Source organism: Pseudomonadota bacterium, assembly GCA_039033415.1.
In the GTDB taxonomy this organism is placed as follows: Bacteria; Pseudomonadota; Gammaproteobacteria; order Xanthomonadales; family SZUA-38; genus JANQOZ01.
Genome location: JBCCCR010000022.1, coordinates 1 through 16,842, shown reverse-complemented (window position 1 = coordinate 16,842; position 16,842 = coordinate 1). Strand labels below are relative to the sequence as shown.

Sequence of the window (16,842 nt, the reverse complement as noted above, 5' to 3'; positions counted from 1 at the left end):
AGAACCCTCTGAGGCAGTCGATGACCACGCTCTATCTGGAGACAGCAAGCCTGACGTCCACGGCCGAGCAAGCCGTTCAAGTCGCAGCAAAAACCTGGTTTGCGGTAGCCGTTGTGGGCCACTGGATTTTCCTTGCGTACATCCTCGCGGTTTTTTATCCGCCGATCGCAGAACGGGGGCTTGCGGGTCTCGAAGGCATGCATCTGCCTACCGGGTTTCGCGAAGGTGACACCCTCGGCAACCTGATGTCGGTCAGCCATGTGCTCCTGGCCGCGATCATCATCGGCGGCGGCCCGCTGCAGCTGATTCCCGCCGTGCGAAAGCGCTTTCCGACGTTTCACCGCTGGCTGGGACGAAGCTATCTCGTCGCCGCCGTTCTCAGCAGCATCGGTGGGCTCTATTTGACGTGGGCGCGGCAAAGCCCGACGGGAAACCTGGTCTCCCACCTAGGTATATCGGGTGACGCCATCTTGGTGCTGGTATTTGCGGCCGTCGCTGTGCGGCACGCGATAGCGCGTCAAATCGTTGAGCACCGACGCTGGGCACTGAGACTTTTCATGGTTGCGAGCGCCGTCTGGTTCTTTCGCGTAGGGCTGATGGGCTGGTTTGTGTTGACGGGCGGTATCGGCATCGATCAGGAAACGTTCACGGGACCGTTCCTCAACGCCCTTGGATTTGCGCAATATCTGCTGCCGCTCGCGATGCTGGAGTGGTATTTCCAATGCCAACGAACCGCGAGCCCAGGTTCACAGCTGGCGTTCGTTGCCACGCTGGCTCTCCTGACGCTGTACACAGCGCTCGGCATCTTTGCGGCCACGGCGGGGCTCTGGGCTCCGTTGATGTGACAAGCAAATCTGCTGGAGGTGATCGAGAGCTCGACCGAAGGGGAGCGATAGTGCCGGCGTAAGGAGCGGTTAACGGCGAACGGTGCAGAGCGTCGGAAAAACCGAAGGCAGCCACTGATCTGGCGCCATTTCCGGGCCTGCAAGTTCCAACGCTGTTCCAGTATTATGGTTGGCCCGTTCTCACAAAGGATTTGGGCATGATCACCGCCCTGGATCACATTGCTGTTGCCGTTCCGGATCTGGAACAGGCCATCAAGCGCTTCGCAGAAGACTTCGGCCTGGAGTTCTCCGGCACGGAAGACGTGGAAGACGCCAAGACCAGCACTGCGTTTTTTCCCCTGCCGCCGACCAGCATCGAACTGGTTCATCCGCTGAACGGCGCCGGCCCGATCGCTAAGTTTCTGGAAAAACGCCCGGGCGGACTGCACCACCTGTGCTTTCGCAGCGACGACATCGACGCAGACGTGGCGAGGCTTAAAGGCCTGGGCTATGAGTTTCTGGCTGACGAGCCGGCGCCGGGCGCCCACGGCAGCCGCGTGATCTTCATCCACCCGCGCTCCTGTGACGGCGTGCTGGTCGAGATCAACCAACCCGGACCGGACGGCCATGGACATGCCTAAGAAGCCCTACGAGCCGCCCCAGGTTTCGCTGGAGCAGTGGCAGACCACAGCCGGCAAGCAGGTCTCGAAATCGGGCCGGACGCTGGATGACCTCACCGTAGACACTCCGGAGGGTATTTCCCTGCGACCGCTTTACACGGCGGAGGACGTGGCCAGCAACCCGCTCACCGACACCCTACCGGGTTTTGAGCCGTTTATCCGCGGCCCGCAGGCGACGATGTACGCGGGCCGACCATGGACCATTCGCCAGTACGCGGGGTTCTCAACAGCTGAGGAATCAAACGCGTTTTACCGCAAGGCGCTTGCCGCTGGCGGCCAAGGCGTCTCCGTTGCCTTCGACCTGGCGACCCACCGCGGCTACGACTCTGATCACGAGCGAGTTACCGGCGATGTTGGCAAAGCAGGTGTCGCGATCGATTCCGTGGAGGACATGAAAATCCTGTTCGACGGGATCCCGCTGGACAAGGTCTCGGTGTCCATGACCATGAACGGTGCAGTGCTGCCGGTGCTGGCCTCGTTTATCGTTGCGGGCGAAGAACAAGGCGTCGACCGGGCCGCACTCTCCGGCACCATTCAGAACGACATTCTGAAAGAGTTCATGGTGCGCAACACCTACATCTATCCGCCGCACCCCAGCATGAGGATTGTCGGCGACATCATCGCCTATTGCGCGGACAACATGCCGCGTTTCAACAGCATTTCGATTTCTGGGTATCACATCCAGGAAGCGGGTGCCGACGCGGCGCTGGAGCTGGCCTACACGCTCGCTGACGGGCGCGAGTACGTCCGCGCCGCGCTGGCCGCCGGACTGGAGATCGACAGCTTTGCGCCACGCCTGAGTTTCTTCTGGGGCATCGGCATGAATTTCTATATGGAAATCGCCAAGATGCGCGCCGCCCGGTTGCTATGGTCGGAGATCATCGACGAGTTTGAGCCGACCAACCCGCGGTCAAAGATGCTGCGGACTCACTGCCAGACCTCAGGCTGGTCGCTGACCGAGCAGGACCCTTACAACAACGTGGTGCGCACCACCATCGAGGCGATGGCGGCGGTTTTTGGCGGCACCCAGAGCCTGCACACCAACGCGCTGGACGAGGCGATTGCCCTGCCCACCGAGTTCTCTGCGCGTATCGCCCGCAACACCCAGCTGGTGATCCAGGAAGAGACCGGCATCACCGACGTGGTCGACCCCTGGGGTGGCTCCTACATGATGGAGACGCTCACCGCCGACATCGCTGAGCGCGCTCGCGTGCTGATGTCGGAGATCGAAGAGAAAGGCGGCATGGCCAAAGCGATTGAGAGCGGTCTGCCCAAGCTGCGCATCGAGGCCTCAGCGGCCGCCAAGCAGGCCCGGATCGACCGGGGTGAAGACGTGATTGTCGGGGTCAACAAGTACCTCAACGACGCTGAGGACGACGTCGAGGTTCTGGACATCGATAACGAGTCGGTGCGCCGGTCGCAGCTGAAGCGCCTTGAAGAAATTCGGGCCAACCGTGACTCCGGCGCCGTTGAAGCTGCGCTCAGCGCGCTGACCTCGGCCGCCGAGGGCGACGGCAACTTGCTGGCTCTCGCCGTCGACGCCGCCCGAGCGCGAGCCACCGTCGGCGAAATCTCTGACGCGCTAGAAAAGGAGTTTGGTCGCTTCAAGGCCGACTCGCAGACCGTCTCGGGCGTCTACGGGGCGGCCTACCAGGACGACAAAGAGTGGCACGAGATCGTGCAGCAGGTTGAGCGGTTCGAGGAGGACCACGGCCGCCGTCCGCGGATGTTGGTCTGCAAGATGGGCCAGGATGGCCACGACCGCGGTGCCAAAGTGATCGCCACGGCTTTCGCTGATATTGGGTTTGATATCGACCTGTCGCCCATGTTCTCCACGCCGGAGGAAGTGGCGCGCCAGGCGGTCGAGAACGACGTACACGTCGTCGGCGCCTCCACGCTAGCAGCCGGACACAAGACGCTGGTGCCCGAGCTGGTGAAAGCCCTGCGCGAGCAAGGTGCGGACGATATTGTGGTGATTGCTGGCGGCGTCATTCCGAAAAAGGATTATGAATTCCTGACAGAAGCGGGCGTCGGCGGCATCTTCGGGCCGGGCACCCATATTCCCAGCGCGGCGCGGGAAGTGCTCGGCGCCATCAAATCGACCAGCTGATGAACGCCGGCCCCGGCGGGATCGACCTCGCCCTGCTGAAGTCCGGCAACCGCCGGACGCTGGCAAAAGCCATCACGCTGGTCGAGAGCCGCGCTGAGCGCCATCGCGCGGAAGCTCAGGATCTGCTGAATGCGGTGCTGCCAGACACCGGCAAAGCGCTGCGGATCGGGATTTCCGGCTCCCCAGGCGTTGGCAAATCAACATTTATCGAAACCTTTGGGCAGCATGCGCTGCGAGCCGGCAAGAAGCTGGCTGTGCTGGCGGTCGACCCAAGCTCACCAATTGCGGGCGGTTCAATCCTGGGCGACAAAACCCGTATGTCGGACCTGGCACGCGAGGATGGAGCTTTCATCCGCCCTTCCCCCTCCGGTGGTGCCCTGGGTGGCGTAGCGCTCAGGACGCGTGAGAGCCTGCTGCTGTGCGAGGCCGCCGGCTACGACCTCATACTGGTCGAGACCGTGGGCGTCGGTCAGTCAGAGTTCGACGTGGCCGCCATGGTGGACCTGTTTATGGTGCTGTTGCTGCCCAACGCGGGTGACGAGCTGCAGGGCATCAAGCGCGGGATTGTGGAGCTGGCAGACCTGCTGGTGGTGAACAAGGCAGACGGAGACCACCGAGACCACGCGGCCCAGACGGCATCGCGCTACCGCGGCGCGCTGGGGCTCCTGCGCCAAATGGGCAGCTGGAAACCCCAGGTGCTGACCTGCTCTGCCCTGGAAAACGAAGACATCGACCAGGTCTGGGACACGGTGCAGGCGTTCTACCGGCAGGTGCTCGGGGACGGCAGCCTGGAAGCTGCAAGGCAACGACAGGCCGTCGTGTGGATGGAGCGGCTGGTGGGGGAGATTTTGCAGCAGCGGTTGATGGCCAAGCCCGAAGCTCAGTCGCTGAGGGAGACGCTGGAACAGCAGGTGCGAGCCTCAAACCTTACCCCGTTTGCCGCGGCCCAGCAGCTAGCGGACGCCTGATGGCTGCCATACCGCGGGTTCTGCTGCTGGGAAGTGAAGGTCAGCTCGGGCGCGAGCTGAAGCAAACGCTCGCCAAACCGTTTGAGCTGCTCACAAGCTCGCGCAACCAAGGCGACCATCCGTGCGATCTGTCCGATCTTGACCAGGTCGCCGACCTGCTGCGGAAGGTGCAGCCGGACCACATCGTCAACGCCGCGGCCTACACGGCGGTGGACCAGGCTGAATCCGAGCGAGATCAAGCATTCCTCCTCAATCGTGACCTGCCTAAGCTCTTGGCTGAGCATATGGCGGACCGCAGCGGGCTGTTAACCCACTACTCCACCGACTACGTGTTCAGCGGCACCGGCAACCGCCCCTATCGAGAGAACGACCCGACAGATCCGGTCAACACCTACGGGGAGAGTAAGCTCGCCGGGGAGAAAGCGGTCGAGGATACGGGGTGTCAGCACCTGATCTTTCGCACCGCCTGGGTGTACGGCCGCCACGGCAAGAACTTCGTCAAAACTATCGTCCGGCTCGCGGCTGAGCGTGAATCGCTGAGCGTGGTGGATGATCAGCTGGGGCGACCTACGTGCGCGGCAGACCTGGCCGAACTCAGCTCCGCCGCCTTAGCGCAGTCTTTGGGCAATTCCACCAGCGGCATTTTCCACCTGTCAGCAAACGGAGACCCGGTCTCCTGGTATGGATTTGCCAAGGCGTTTCTATCCTGGAAACAAACGCAACAGCCTGGTGTAGCGCTGGCGGAACCATCGCCAGTTCCGAGCACCGAGTTTCCAACCCCGGCACGACGGCCATCCTATTCGGTCTTAAGCAATCAGTTGTTTGAAGAGCGTTTTGGGCTGGCGGTGCCAACATGGCAGGACCAGCTGAACAAGGCTTTGCCATCATTTACCTGGAATTGAGCGCCACGCAGTGGCTCAAGGCCCAAAATCCGCTTTAATGACCATCTAACCTCATTAGGAAGTTCAAGTGAAAATCGTCCCTGTGATCCTATCCGGCGGCGCCGGCACGAGGCTCTGGCCAGAATCTCGCAAATCTTTTCCGAAGCCCTTCATGGCGATGCCAGACGGCGAAACGCTGATCGAAAAGACCCTCAATCGCGCTAGGCTGCTTGCAGACGGCGGGCCGATCATCACCGTGACCAACCAGGACTACCACCAGCTCACGCGAGACGCCTACGAGAAGGCCGAAGCGCATTCGAACCGACACATCTTTCTGCTCGAGCCAGAGGCCAGAAACACCGCTCCGGCAATAACCATGGCCGCTGCGTGGGCCAGCGAAGCATTGGGCGAAGATGTGTGTCTGGTGATCCTGCCATCGGACCATTTGATCGCTGACGTTGATAGATTTCGTGCCGCAACCGACAAAGCGGCCGAGCTTGCCGCTGCCAGACATCTCGTGACCTACGGCATCAAACCGACGCGACCCGAGACCGGCTACGGCTACATCAAATCAGCGGCCTCTCTCCTGTCAGGTTTCGCGGTAGACAGCTTCGTCGAAAAGCCGGATCTGGAGACGGCAGAGGGTTACGTCGCATCAGGCAACTACCTCTGGAATTCGGGCATGTTCTGCTTCACGCCCGCGAGTTTTCTGAAAGCCGCCGACGAAGTAGCACCAGATTTGGCTGCCGGCGCGCGAGCCTGCCTGGCGGCTACGGATTGCTCGGATGACACGATTACGTTTGATCAAGTCTCCTTCGGCGAATTGCAGGCCATCTCAGTCGACTACGCAATCTTTGAGAGCGCCTCCGATGTAGGTGTAGTCGCCGGAGATTTTGACTGGAACGACGTGGGCTCCTGGCAGGCAATCAGCGATCTTGCGGCATCTGACGCTGGCGGCCCTGAGCAAGATACGGTTTTGGTAGACAGCGAAAACGTTTACGTCCGGAAATCTGGTCGCCTCGTGGCGTTGGTCGGCGTGAGCAATCTGGTTATCGTCGATACACCCGATGCGCTTCTGATTTGCGACCGGAGCAAAACACAGCAGGTAAAGGACGTCGTGGAACAGCTTAAAGAACGCCGATAGGTTAGCAACACCGGAATCCTCGCCACAGGACGCCAAAAAATCGGGGCCGCAAAAGCGGCCCCTAGGTGTAGCTAGCAGAGACTGTCTCAGAGAGCGATCAATTGCACCGTCTAGCCTGGCGCGCAAGGAAACGTTCAGTACGTCTTTGGCTCCAGTTAGGGTTTGGCTGACGCCGGCAAATCCTCGGCCCGCTCTGCGACCCACCGGAACCAGAGGCCGCCATAGCTGGCAAAGCGCTCAGCGTCATAACCGCAGGTGCTGCGTATCCTGCCCTCTTGAGAAACTGTCGTCTTGATTGGTCTTGCGACACAACAATCCTCCAACTTCTAGCTGTTACCCCCGACCACTATTTTAGCGGCGGGATGCTCGGAGCGAAGAATCGTTTGTCAACTTTCTGTGACATTTGCAGTTCGACCTGAAGATCAGAATCAGAACCAATCGGTTCCGATACCACGACGCCTGACTGAGCATCCAAAAAAAAGGCCAGCGATTAAAGCTGGCCTTTCTCGTGAATCTTTACGATGCCCTATCGGCAGATCATGCGGCGTCCGACAGGCACTCTAACAAGTGTCCAGCGCCAACCGATTCGGCGAATGCGCCAGCGATAGATCGTAACCCACCGGCAGTTCTTTCCGCCTGATGGGTCAGGACCGGGACCGCCGCCGCTACCTCCCGACCCGATACTTGCGATCGAAGGTGTGGCGCTAAGCGTCAGAACAACAGGCGCGGCATAACCCGATTTCTTCAGTAAATCACGACGTGAGACTTTATTAGTCACAATTCCTTCCTAAGCCCAATGGCCCCCTGTAGAGAAACTATAGCCAATCATCGCCCGACGTGCCACACCTAAACCGGAAAAAAGTTGAAGTATTTCACTCTATGCGGTCTTCAACTGACTTTAGCAGCCCAGAATCCGAAAAAACCTCCAAAATCTGTCTAACGTCTGCGTCGACTCTTTCGGTAGGAACGCCAAATTCTCCCGCCAGCCAGGTCACGATATCGTCGACACTATTGCTACCATCACAGCTCTCGAGAACTGCAGCGGCGGTTCCGTTGAGCTTGTGGACCTTTTGATTATCCGCATCAAGGACGATCATTTCGTCATCGACGACTTCAATTTCTAGATTCGGTTTTTTTTCCGGATTCATTGATTCAACGTCTCTAAAACAAGTTTCGCTGTGGCGGTCAGATCGGCAGACTCTAGCAAATAGACGCCCTGGTTTTGGGATAAACTCCGAGCAGCTTTTAGGCCTGCCGCCTCATGCGCCAACCCATTCAGGAGATTTGGATATAGCCTGAAAGCCCCTTCTGCTGCCGATAACGGGGTGGCGACGGGTTCCCCCCGTGTCTGTTCTACCAAAAACACCGCAAAGACTTTCCGCGGCTCGTAGCAAACGCCAGATGGAAGCCGGTTGACGGGAATGTGGTAGGTCCAACCTGTGAAGGGCGTGCCTTCTGGCAATGCGTAGGGCTCCGCCGGACACCGCTTTTGATTGAGCGAGTGAGGGTAGGCATTGACGATGGGGCGTTTGGGGTCCGTTAGGTCAATGGGTGCAAGCTCGTCGCTCAGATAGGCACAGCCATGATGGGTGAGCGCCCATGCGAGCGTCGACTTCCCGTTTCCTGAGGCACCGGAGATCAGAAATGCACGACCTTCGAACTCAAGAGCCGCAGAGTGGAGAAAGACCAGTTCAGGCCGAGCGAACTGGAGTCCCATCACCAGATAGGACTCAATACTGTGAATCAGCTCGTCGCGACCGGAATCGACCGCCTCGTCGTGCCCGCTGACCCAGGTGATTCGATACCCCTCGCCCCGATTCTCTGCCGAGATTCTGACCTTCGGTCGACCCCGCGAGAGTGGTCGGAACGCGCCAAAGTTAGAGCGAACTAGCGATTCGGCCTCATCGTCGAGCTCGAGGTTTAGTTCAACAGGGACGCCAACAATTTCCAGGAGCAACTCTGGACTCCCAAAAGAAAGCGATATATTGCCTCAGTAGCTTGCCATGACAAAGCAGCAACGCCTCGTAGCTTACAATCGTTGACTTTGGCGGGGCATAAGACGTTGACCGACGGCGTTAATCGCGACCGAAGCCCAAGCTCGCATAAGGTTAGCCTTGAACCCCAGGCGACTCTTTGCCACGAGGTAAACACCGAATGCGGCACCCGCAAGTTCAGCCTGTAGCGCCGAATCTTCAGAACTCAACCCATCGATTTGCGCAAGGTTGCCTGGTAACGGCCACCAAAGTCCTTCGCTTGCCGTACGGCCCTCTAACCGATTCAGAATGTAATCCATCAGCTGGCAGGCACGCTCGATTTCTTCGGACAAACCTTCTTCTGGTTTCGCTACGCCCGCTCGCCTCATAAACAGGCTATCGAGAATCGGACGCTGAAGGCCGGCGTTTCCCCAGCGATCCATTAAGTCGAAATACCAGTGAACGATCGTGTGTAATCGGGTCAGCGTTGGCGTCAGGAACCTCACGGTCCTGCCCCCAACAACTTCTGATTTCAGATTTTTCCTGACGGATTCCCCCTGAAAGATCGACTCCACATGAAAAGGCGATTGGTCAGTGATGAGCCGATGGTGGACTTCGACCCATTGCTTCAAATCGGGGTGGTAGACCGGCACCACGTGATGATGACCGTCCCACCGCTCCGCCGGATGGTCAGTGGGATTTCTGAATCCTTCTGCCTCAAGCAGCCTCAGTGCTTCATGACCCGTGTCATTGGGCAGGAGTAGATCCAGATCACCCATGACTCGCCAGTGCGGTTCTGGATAGAACCGCTGCGCAACATCGGCGCCCTTCAGAACTACCGGCTCCAGCCCAGCGCTTTCCAGAACACCAAGAACCTCATCGATGTTCTTCCGGGTTCTGGCCGAAATGACGCGGGCCGTCATGTCTGCGGACTGAAGCAGTTCGATCGACTGCGAGGAAGCTTCTACATGCCCTTCCTGCAGCAGCGCCCAGAAGATAGGGCCAAGACCGTTATCCGCAACTCGCCGTGCATCGATTTCAGAGATCGAATAAGCGTCTTTCGTGGGCTGGTTTAGGCGGCCAATAAGTTGCAGCAACATGCGATGATGCGTTCTATCCGCAAAAAAGTGTCAGTCTAGTTTTTTCTCCGAGACATTGCGATATGGCAGGAAACGGGCTAGTTTTGCGGGCCGCCTAGGACTCCGCGGTTGCGGTTTGCAGATGCGGCAGGTAAAGACCCGCCGGAGCGCGCTGGCCTTTGCGAAGACAACCGATTCCGATTTCCCAGAGCTCGAGCGATCTGATCAATCGGCGCTGTAATGGGGAGATCACCCAAACAATGACAACTTGTGACGACTACTCGATACGGGCCAACAATGCCGACTGAGCCCACGACACTGCCGGAATCCGTCGTTTCGCTGACTTTGTCTCCGCAGGACAGCGCGCGGCTGGCCGGTTTGTGCGGGCCGCTGAACGCCAACCTGCGGCTGATTGAAGGACGCTTCGATACCAAGATCAGCAACCGGGGCGGGATATTCTCTATCGAGGGCCCAGACGCCGAAATCGCCGTCAACCTGCTGCGCAACCTTTACGCGAAAACCGCTGATGGAGCGCTTACCGCCGAGGAAATCAATCTGCAGATGCAGTCAGCCTCGGTAGAAGCACCCTCGGAGTTTTCAGCCGACCCTACTGCCGTAAGCGAAGTGAGCGTTCGCACCAGACGCGGGAATATCATTGGTCGCGGTCCGAACCAAAAGGCCTACCTCAGGAACATTGTCAGCAGCGATGTGACCTTTGGCATCGGTCCAGCGGGGACCGGCAAAACCTATCTTGCGGTTGCCTGTGCGGTTGATGCGCTGGAACGCCAGCAGGTGTCTCGTCTGGTGCTGGTGAGACCCGCTGTTGAGGCGGGCGAGCGGCTTGGCTTTCTGCCGGGTGATATGGCGCAGAAAGTCGACCCCTATCTGCGCCCCCTGTTTGATGCCCTGTATGAGATGCTCGGCTTCGAGAAGGTCGAAAAACTCATCGAGCGCAACGTGATCGAAGTCGCCCCGCTCGCATTTATGCGCGGCCGCACGCTCAACGACGCATTTATCATTCTCGATGAGGCACAGAATACGTCGGTCGAACAGATGAAAATGTTCCTGACTCGCATCGGTTTTGGTTCCCGCGTAGTCGTGACTGGCGACGTGACGCAGGTGGATCTGCCGCGGCACCAGACGTCCGGTCTCAAGCACGTGATTGACATTCTCAGGGAGATCAAGGGCGTGAGCTTCACGTTCTTCCAGTCCCGAGACGTGGTTCGCCACGCCCTGGTCCAGCGAATTGTGGACGCCTACCAGCAGTCGGCCGACAGTGAATCTGACGACGCCTGAGATTCGGATTGAGATCAGCTTCGGCGATACGGTAGAGCCTGATTGGGCAGATCGCGAGCTTATTCAGTCCTGGGTAATTAACGCCCTGCCTGCGGACTTAGACGGAGGCGAAATCGACGTCCGCATCTGTGACAAGCCGGAGATGCGCGATATAAACCGTAGATTCGCCGGCAAGGACTACGCGACGAACGTTCTTGCTTTCCCGGCGCAAATCGACGCAGCGGTGCCGGCCAGGATGCTGGGCGATATCTTGATCTGCGCTCCCGTAGTCGATACCGAAGCTCGAGAGCAGAACAAAACGCGGCAGCAGCACCTGGCGCATATGCTGACTCATGCCGTGCTGCACCTGCTGGGTTTTGATCACCAAACCGTCGAAGAGGCAGAGCGTATGGAAAGCCGCGAGGTAACCCTGCTCCAGAACCTCGGATTTCCTGACCCCTACGCTTCGTCGGGACAATAGCAAGGCGGGCCTGATCGCGCTAAACTGATAGGTCTTTTCGCTGCACTGCATCTACAGTTTCGCCGTATGAACGACGACGTACCCAGTAGCAACGGTTCCGAACCGAAGAGCTGGCTGGAAAAACTCGGCCACGCCCTTACCGGTGGTGAACCACGAAACCGCGAAGATCTCCTCAAACTACTGCAGGAATCCCTCGAGCGGGAAATTCTCGATAAGGAAACGTTTGCCATGCTCGAAGGCGCCATGGAGGTGTCTTCGCAACAGGTGCGTGACGCGATGATTCCACGAGGTCAAATGGTGTGCGTGTCAGCGGGCCAAACACTCGCGGAAGTGCTGCCGGTTATTGTGGAGTCAGGCCACTCACGCTTTCCTGTCATCAAGGACGACCGAGACGAGGTGGTAGGCGTGCTTCTGGCCAAAGACCTGCTCCGCTTCTTCGACAACGCAGACGAGTTCGATCTTGAGCAGATCCAGCGCGAGGTCGCCTTCATTCCGGAGAGCAAGCGCCTCAACGTACTGCTGGAGGACTTTCGCAGCTCGCGAAACCACCTGGCAATTGTGGTGGACGAGTACGGCGGCGTTGCCGGCCTGATCACCATTGAAGACGTGCTGGAAGAAATCGTCGGTGAGATTGGCGACGAGTACGACGCCGAAGAAACCGACTTCATCAACGCCATGGAAAACGGGCGCTATTCGATCAACGCCCTAACGCCTATTCATGATTTCAATGAGTACTTTTCCTGTGAGTTATCAGAGAAGGACTTCGACACGGTCGGTGGATTGGTGACCGGAGAACTCGGCCGACTGCCTGAAACGGGCGAAGCGGTCACGGTTGGCGGACATGAGTTTGAGGTGCTGAAAGCCAACAGCCGCCGACTTCTTGTGCTGGGGTTAAAGCCATCTTCCGAATAATGCGTTGGCTGGCGGCTGCGCTGTTCAGCTTTCCAGCCCTAACGCTCTCTCAATCGCTCTCGTTAGAAGACACCGAGGTGTCTCTTTTTACCATTGGCCCGGGCAAAATCTACTGGCAGGCGTTCGGACACAACGCCATCACAGTTGCGGACCCTGTCAGCGGATTCAACGCCATCTATAACTTTGGCATTTTTGATTTCACCAGCGAGAACTTTCTGCTCAATTTTGTTATGGGCAAGATGTCCTATCGTGTAATGGCGTTTGATCCTGACGCTGACATAGCGGGGTACATTCGCGACGAAAGGACGGTCACGAAACAGGTGTTGAACCTCAACGCCGAACAAAAGCGAAAACTGATTGAATACCTTGACTGGCACAGCAAGCCTGAAAACGCGAGCTATCGATACGACTATTTTCTCCAAAACTGTTCAACCAAAGTTCGCGACGCGCTGGATATCGCCCTGGACGGGGCGCTCAAGGCCAGCTCTGAGAAAACTATGACCTCGGAAACTTTTCGAAGCAGTCTGGGATCTTATTCCAATGCTGTTGCCTGGCTTCATCTTGGTGCGAACATTGCGCTTGGCCGGCCGGTAGACAACCAAATATCGCTCTGGTCTTCCTTCTACTTACCCGATCAGCTCTCAGAGGCAGTTGCGACTTTTGCCACAGAATCGGGGGCGGCGTTGGCTCAGGAGCGCATTGAAATCTATGAAGGGTCTGCCGCAAACACATCGCTGCTACCTCTAATTTTTCTGGCGATCGGAGTCCTTTGCCTTTGGCTTGTCCATAGAAACTCTTGGGCACGGTCTATATGGTCTTTGGTGTCGGGCCTGGCCGGAGTAATCCTGCTGTTGATCTGGCTGCTAACGGAACATTGGGCTACCGCATGGAATCCGGCGCTTATCGCGCTAAGTCCTTTGCTGCTGGCTTTGCCTTTCTGCACTGGCAAGGCGAGAAAGGCGCTCACCTTCACCGTCATCATTTCAGCAGTCTTTGCACTTTTTTTTGTTCGAAGCTATGTTCAGGTGCTGATAGTGTCGTTCCAGATTACCGCCTTGGTGCTCGCATATCGGGCCGCGACACAATCTAAGCCAGCGGTTCCGCCGTCAGGCTGATTCGCCTAGGACTTTCTCGACGCAGAGGCAAGCCGAGACGCCGTTGGCTAGGGCACTCAGCCTAGCCCTCTCGACAAAAGCGAAAACCGCAGTAATGATCGAGCGAGTACTTGGCGTCTGAGAAGGGGATGGAGCAGCTCTTTTCCGGGTTTTTCCACTCGTCCAGCAACTCATAACCGAGCGCTTCCAGGTCCGCAATCAGCTCCCCCCGATTGACAATTTTGTAGGGGCAAAAAGCGGGGCCCATGTTCTGCACCGTAAAGTAGGTTGCCTGTTCGGTCACGGGTAATAGATTAAGCAGAATCTGTTTTGGTAACTCCGCCAACGAATCGAGTGTCTGCGACAGTGGGTCCGGGAGATACTGCAACGCCCCCGCGGCAAGCAAAACATCGTAGGTCTCGCGCTTTGGTTCCGTCAAAAAACTCAGGCGAGTCTCGCCTCGCTTACCCGCGATGCTTTTGCCAGCATCGACCACCGCCGGAACGTCGAGAATTGTCCAACTGAGTTTTTTGGGATACTCGATATATCGTTTGTAGGCGTAAAAGGAAACGCCAGTATGGCCCCCAATCTCGAATACCCGGCTCCAGCCGGGCAGCGAATCCGCCAGCCAGAAAAGAACCGGATAGTCCGCCGGATACACCTGCGTGTGGCGTTCCGCGTACAACGTCGCTGCAGCCTCGGTATCGTAGCCAGTAGGTTTGCCTGTTGGCGTCGCGGCCAGCGCGGCTGCGTAGTCAGGAAACACACCGAAAAATAAGTTGGAGCGATCGGCCGTAAGAAAGAATCGCCTATAGCGCGCCAGCAATGCGGCTCGGATCGGCGGAAACTCTTTCAGCAGTTGTTTCAGATTCAACGCAGTGATGTCCGTGAATGGTGACGTGTTGAGTGCTCTAGCGTTTAGTACGAACCCGGTGGCGGCCGATAACCGCGAAATCGTCGCTTCAAACCCGCGAGGAGCCGTCCAATCGGAGCCTTGAAGCCGTCGCTTCGCCCTCCGCCGGGGGGCGAAGGTTTGATGCCGACCTTCCGGAGCACGTTGTTGAACTGGTGAACGCGGGCCAGTTCACGCATCCGCTCTGTATAAAACACCACACCTATAGAAATCGACACCCCGTCGTCCTTCCATTGTTCGGGACAACGGGTCATATGCGGAGAAGTCGCTGGAAAAAAAACTCCTTGCCCAGGGCTAGTCAGCGTCTCGATCCCGCGCTCACGCGTTTCTTCTCGCAGGCGCACGTTTTCGAGTCGTCGGTTGACGATAAAGTTTTCGACGTCGACAGCCGAAACTACTTGGTCATCGCGCCAGTCGAAGACCGTCATATACTTCCGGCCTTTGATTTGAAGCCAGAAATTGTTTTCTCGATCAATGTGAAACGGGGTAACCGAGGGGGCGGTTGAAAGAAAGACAAACCCACCTGCGTCCAGAATCTGACCTTGCTCTGGTTCAACTAAAGGCCTGACGCTTTCTAGGATCTGCCACATCAATTGCTGATATTGTGGGTGCGCTTCGATGTTGTACAGCGCGACCCAGGCTCCACTTTCGTTGATGGACGCAAAAACCTCATCGATAGACCGACCGTCAGCCGGCCGACTCGCGTGTTTGAAGGCGCCGTCAATCTGCAGATCGGAATCGACGAATCGGCATTGCTCTCTCGGCATGAGGTATCTCGCCAGCTCATGCAGCGCATCGAGCTGGAGCAATGGATGCTCCTGTGCATTGTGCCGAATGCCTGATAGCTTCAACGTCGAAAATTCTTCAGGAGACTCCGGCTCAATAGTCAGCCGATACGTATCGGCCGGTTTCCGCTGGTTGTCTTGATTTTTGGCTATGGGGTCTTGCGACTTCATCCCAGGGCACCCTCAATAAGCTGAACGATCTCAGAATCCGCTAACTGGCCGAGGCCGAGATCAAAATGCACGTTAAGCTGAGCGATCAGGTGATTCAACCAAAGTCCGTGATAGATAGTCCCCGCATGGTAGTCGGCAAGCACCAGGTTAGACGGATGATCCCCTAGCGTATTGCTTATTTTGACATTACCGATAGCGAAGTAGCTCGCGGGCTCGCGAACGAGACGACTCCCTACCCGGTCCACGTGCCACCCGAAATCGTTGATAAAGGCGATCCGGGGGTTCTCGGATGCTACATCCTTCAGCTGGCGGTCGTATTCGGTGAGCACGCTGTCGATGTTTATCAGCCACTCTTTGTTCGACCAAGCGGGTTCATCCATCGTTAAGTTGTAGTCCCTGGCGAGGCCAACCAGCGCAATTCGTAAGCTCGGATTCGCTGATAGCAGCGAAGACGCTGCCTCTCTTATCTGAGCGATGCAGCTTTCTACGGTCTCAACAATCCCTCCAGCGTAACCCGTCTCGGCATACTCACGTTGGTGCTTGAGCTGACCGATATCGTTAACGCCAATTCGAATCACCACCAACCCTTCATTCCAGGACGTATTCGCTCGAACTCGATCAACCAGCCATCGAGCCTGGTAGGGCCAGCTTTGCAGCAGTGACCGACATTTCAAGCCAGAAACCGCATAGCTGTTTTCATAATCGTATTTGTGTGGGGCTCGGGACGACAAACCTAGAAACTGCCGCCCCCTGGCAAGTCTGTAATCACTGCCCCAGTGTGCAAGGGCACCCAGGTCAACCTCACCAGGCCTGAGTCGCGCCCAAATATCGGTCCACACGAAGGTATACGCGTGATAGTCGTTCCCTCGACGTTTCCCGTCGACATAGTCACCATAAAAATGACTATCGGAGTCGCCAAGAACTGCAACCTTTAGCGCCTGTGGCGCCGCGGTCGCCGGCTGGGCGCCATTCAACAACCGGCGCAATTCGGGTGAGAACAGCCAGAATGAGAACACTACGACCCCCGCCACCGCAAGCAGCATAGCACCGCGGAGGCTCATCACGTTCGGCCTGTACCGGTCCTGTCACGCTTGAGCCAACGACTCAGAAAACCGCGTTCAGCGCTGGGGCTTTCGGGGACTTTCAATCGATTGTCTTCACACCACTTGGCAATGGCAGACAGCGGATCCATAACGAGTTGTCGAGTAGAGACCCGAACGCCAAGTTTTGTTTCAATCAGCGCAATGGCTTTAACGGCCAACAAAGAATGGCCACCCATCTCGAAGAAGTTCTCACTTTTAGCGACAGGTCCTGGCACCCCTACGAGGTCGCACCAGATCGCAGCGATACTGCTCTCAGTTTCGCTAAGCTCTACCCCACTCGGCGACCTGCCCGCTGTTGCGTAAGTAATATCGGGCAACTGCTTTCGATCGACCTTACCGTTGGGCGTCAGCGGGATCTCGTCAATCGGCTCAAACTGCTGCGGCACCATGTAGTCCGGCAGCACCTGACGTAATGCCTTGCGAAGCTCCAGGCTCGATACCTCAGTATC

The 16,842-nt window shown here is 57.6% G+C and carries 17 protein-coding genes; 10 read left to right on the top strand and 7 right to left on the bottom strand.

From position 1 onward, the window contains the following. The first annotated feature begins 20 nt into the window (after window positions 1-20). The 6 genes from AAF358_17540 (at window position 21) to AAF358_17515 (ending at window position 6,607) form a co-directional block, all read left to right on the top strand. On the top strand, window positions 21-845 hold the full coding sequence (locus AAF358_17540; GenBank protein ID MEM7707366.1) for a DUF2306 domain-containing protein: 825 nt from the start codon (window positions 21-23) through the stop codon (window positions 843-845). A gap of 197 nt (window positions 846-1,042) precedes the next feature. Further along, window positions 1,043-1,465, top strand: coding sequence for a methylmalonyl-CoA epimerase (gene mce / locus AAF358_17535; GenBank protein ID MEM7707365.1), 423 nt, complete (start codon window positions 1,043-1,045; stop codon window positions 1,463-1,465). After that, a complete protein-coding gene (gene scpA, locus AAF358_17530; protein MEM7707364.1) occupies window positions 1,458-3,614 on the top strand; it encodes a methylmalonyl-CoA mutase in 2,157 nt (718 codons plus the stop codon). Before mce ends, scpA begins: the two co-directional genes overlap by 8 nt. Further along, window positions 3,614-4,582: a methylmalonyl Co-A mutase-associated GTPase MeaB gene (gene meaB / locus AAF358_17525; GenBank protein MEM7707363.1), complete on the top strand. Its 969-nt coding sequence runs from the start codon at window positions 3,614-3,616 to the stop codon at window positions 4,580-4,582. Before scpA ends, meaB begins: the two co-directional genes overlap by 1 nt. Continuing rightward, the gene (gene rfbD, locus AAF358_17520) at window positions 4,582-5,484 is read left to right on the top strand and encodes a dTDP-4-dehydrorhamnose reductase (protein MEM7707362.1); all 903 of its coding nucleotides are present in this window, start codon (window positions 4,582-4,584) and stop codon (window positions 5,482-5,484) included. The genes meaB and rfbD overlap by 1 nt, the downstream gene beginning before the upstream one ends. 67 nt (window positions 5,485-5,551) lie before the next feature. Beyond that, entirely contained in the window at window positions 5,552-6,607 is a 1,056-nt protein-coding gene (locus AAF358_17515; GenBank protein ID MEM7707361.1) for a mannose-1-phosphate guanylyltransferase, read from the top strand. A gap of 872 nt (window positions 6,608-7,479) precedes the next feature. Here the strand turns inward: AAF358_17515 and AAF358_17510 are convergent. From AAF358_17510 to AAF358_17500, 3 genes are all read right to left on the bottom strand, one after another. Next, window positions 7,480-7,755 carry a PqqD family protein gene (locus AAF358_17510; GenBank protein MEM7707360.1) on the bottom strand — a complete coding sequence of 92 codons (276 nt, stop codon included), beginning with the start codon at window positions 7,753-7,755 and terminating at the stop codon, window positions 7,480-7,482. After that, a complete protein-coding gene (locus AAF358_17505) occupies window positions 7,752-8,564 on the bottom strand; it encodes a hypothetical protein (GenBank protein MEM7707359.1) in 813 nt (270 codons plus the stop codon). The genes AAF358_17510 and AAF358_17505 overlap by 4 nt, the downstream gene beginning before the upstream one ends. Window positions 8,565-8,636: 72 nt before the next feature. Further along, the gene (locus tag AAF358_17500; GenBank protein MEM7707358.1) at window positions 8,637-9,680 is read right to left on the bottom strand and encodes a nucleotidyltransferase family protein; all 1,044 of its coding nucleotides are present in this window, start codon (window positions 9,678-9,680) and stop codon (window positions 8,637-8,639) included. A gap of 276 nt (window positions 9,681-9,956) precedes the next feature. On the opposite strand from AAF358_17500, the gene AAF358_17495 reads away from it, so the two are divergent. The 4 genes from AAF358_17495 to AAF358_17480 all read left to right on the top strand — a co-directional run bounded on the left by AAF358_17495 (window position 9,957) and on the right by AAF358_17480 (window position 13,442). Continuing rightward, entirely contained in the window at window positions 9,957-10,955 is a 999-nt protein-coding gene (locus tag AAF358_17495; protein ID MEM7707357.1) for a PhoH family protein, read from the top strand. Continuing rightward, a complete protein-coding gene (gene ybeY / locus AAF358_17490; protein MEM7707356.1) occupies window positions 10,936-11,415 on the top strand; it encodes an rRNA maturation RNase YbeY in 480 nt (159 codons plus the stop codon). The genes AAF358_17495 and ybeY overlap by 20 nt, the downstream gene beginning before the upstream one ends. A 66-nt stretch (window positions 11,416-11,481) precedes the next feature. Then, window positions 11,482-12,327, top strand: coding sequence for a transporter associated domain-containing protein (locus AAF358_17485; GenBank protein MEM7707355.1), 846 nt, complete (start codon window positions 11,482-11,484; stop codon window positions 12,325-12,327). Beyond that, window positions 12,327-13,442 carry a DUF4105 domain-containing protein gene (locus tag AAF358_17480; GenBank protein ID MEM7707354.1) on the top strand — a complete coding sequence of 372 codons (1,116 nt, stop codon included), beginning with the start codon at window positions 12,327-12,329 and terminating at the stop codon, window positions 13,440-13,442. The genes AAF358_17485 and AAF358_17480 overlap by 1 nt, the downstream gene beginning before the upstream one ends. A 61-nt stretch (window positions 13,443-13,503) precedes the next feature. On the opposite strand, the gene AAF358_17475 is transcribed toward AAF358_17480, so the two are convergent. From AAF358_17475 to AAF358_17460, 4 genes are all read right to left on the bottom strand, one after another. After that, window positions 13,504-14,295 carry a TIGR04325 family methyltransferase gene (locus AAF358_17475; GenBank protein ID MEM7707353.1) on the bottom strand — a complete coding sequence of 264 codons (792 nt, stop codon included), beginning with the start codon at window positions 14,293-14,295 and terminating at the stop codon, window positions 13,504-13,506. A gap of 44 nt (window positions 14,296-14,339) precedes the next feature. Continuing rightward, on the bottom strand, window positions 14,340-15,290 hold the full coding sequence (locus AAF358_17470; GenBank protein ID MEM7707352.1) for a cupin: 951 nt from the start codon (window positions 15,288-15,290) through the stop codon (window positions 14,340-14,342). Beyond that, window positions 15,287-16,333, bottom strand: coding sequence for a hypothetical protein (locus AAF358_17465; protein ID MEM7707351.1), 1,047 nt, complete (start codon window positions 16,331-16,333; stop codon window positions 15,287-15,289). The genes AAF358_17470 and AAF358_17465 overlap by 4 nt, the downstream gene beginning before the upstream one ends. A 17-nt stretch (window positions 16,334-16,350) precedes the next feature. Beyond that, a partial coding sequence (locus AAF358_17460; protein MEM7707350.1) for a phosphopantetheine-binding protein occupies window positions 16,351-16,842 on the bottom strand: 492 nt, incomplete at its 5' end.

What these genes read in the sequence shown, in the direction of transcription:
- AAF358_17540 (MEM7707366.1), top strand. Translation starts at nt 21, where the DNA reads ATGACCACGCTCTATCTGGAGACAGCAAGCCTGACGTCCACGGCCGAG.
- mce (MEM7707365.1), top strand. Translation starts at nt 1,043, where the DNA reads ATGATCACCGCCCTGGATCACATTGCTGTTGCCGTTCCGGATCTGGAA.
- scpA (MEM7707364.1), top strand. Translation starts at nt 1,458, where the DNA reads ATGCCTAAGAAGCCCTACGAGCCGCCCCAGGTTTCGCTGGAGCAGTGG.
- meaB (MEM7707363.1), top strand. Translation starts at nt 3,614, where the DNA reads ATGAACGCCGGCCCCGGCGGGATCGACCTCGCCCTGCTGAAGTCCGGC.
- rfbD (MEM7707362.1), top strand. Translation starts at nt 4,582, where the DNA reads ATGGCTGCCATACCGCGGGTTCTGCTGCTGGGAAGTGAAGGTCAGCTC.
- AAF358_17510 (MEM7707360.1), bottom strand. Translation starts at nt 7,755, where the DNA reads ATGAATCCGGAAAAAAAACCGAATCTAGAAATTGAAGTCGTCGATGAC.
- AAF358_17500 (MEM7707358.1), bottom strand. Translation starts at nt 9,680, where the DNA reads ATGTTGCTGCAACTTATTGGCCGCCTAAACCAGCCCACGAAAGACGCT.
- AAF358_17495 (MEM7707357.1), top strand. Translation starts at nt 9,957, where the DNA reads ATGCCGACTGAGCCCACGACACTGCCGGAATCCGTCGTTTCGCTGACT.
- AAF358_17485 (MEM7707355.1), top strand. Translation starts at nt 11,482, where the DNA reads ATGAACGACGACGTACCCAGTAGCAACGGTTCCGAACCGAAGAGCTGG.
- AAF358_17480 (MEM7707354.1), top strand. Translation starts at nt 12,327, where the DNA reads ATGCGTTGGCTGGCGGCTGCGCTGTTCAGCTTTCCAGCCCTAACGCTC.
- AAF358_17470 (MEM7707352.1), bottom strand. Translation starts at nt 15,290, where the DNA reads ATGAAGTCGCAAGACCCCATAGCCAAAAATCAAGACAACCAGCGGAAA.
- AAF358_17465 (MEM7707351.1), bottom strand. Translation starts at nt 16,333, where the DNA reads ATGCTGCTTGCGGTGGCGGGGGTCGTAGTGTTCTCATTCTGGCTGTTC.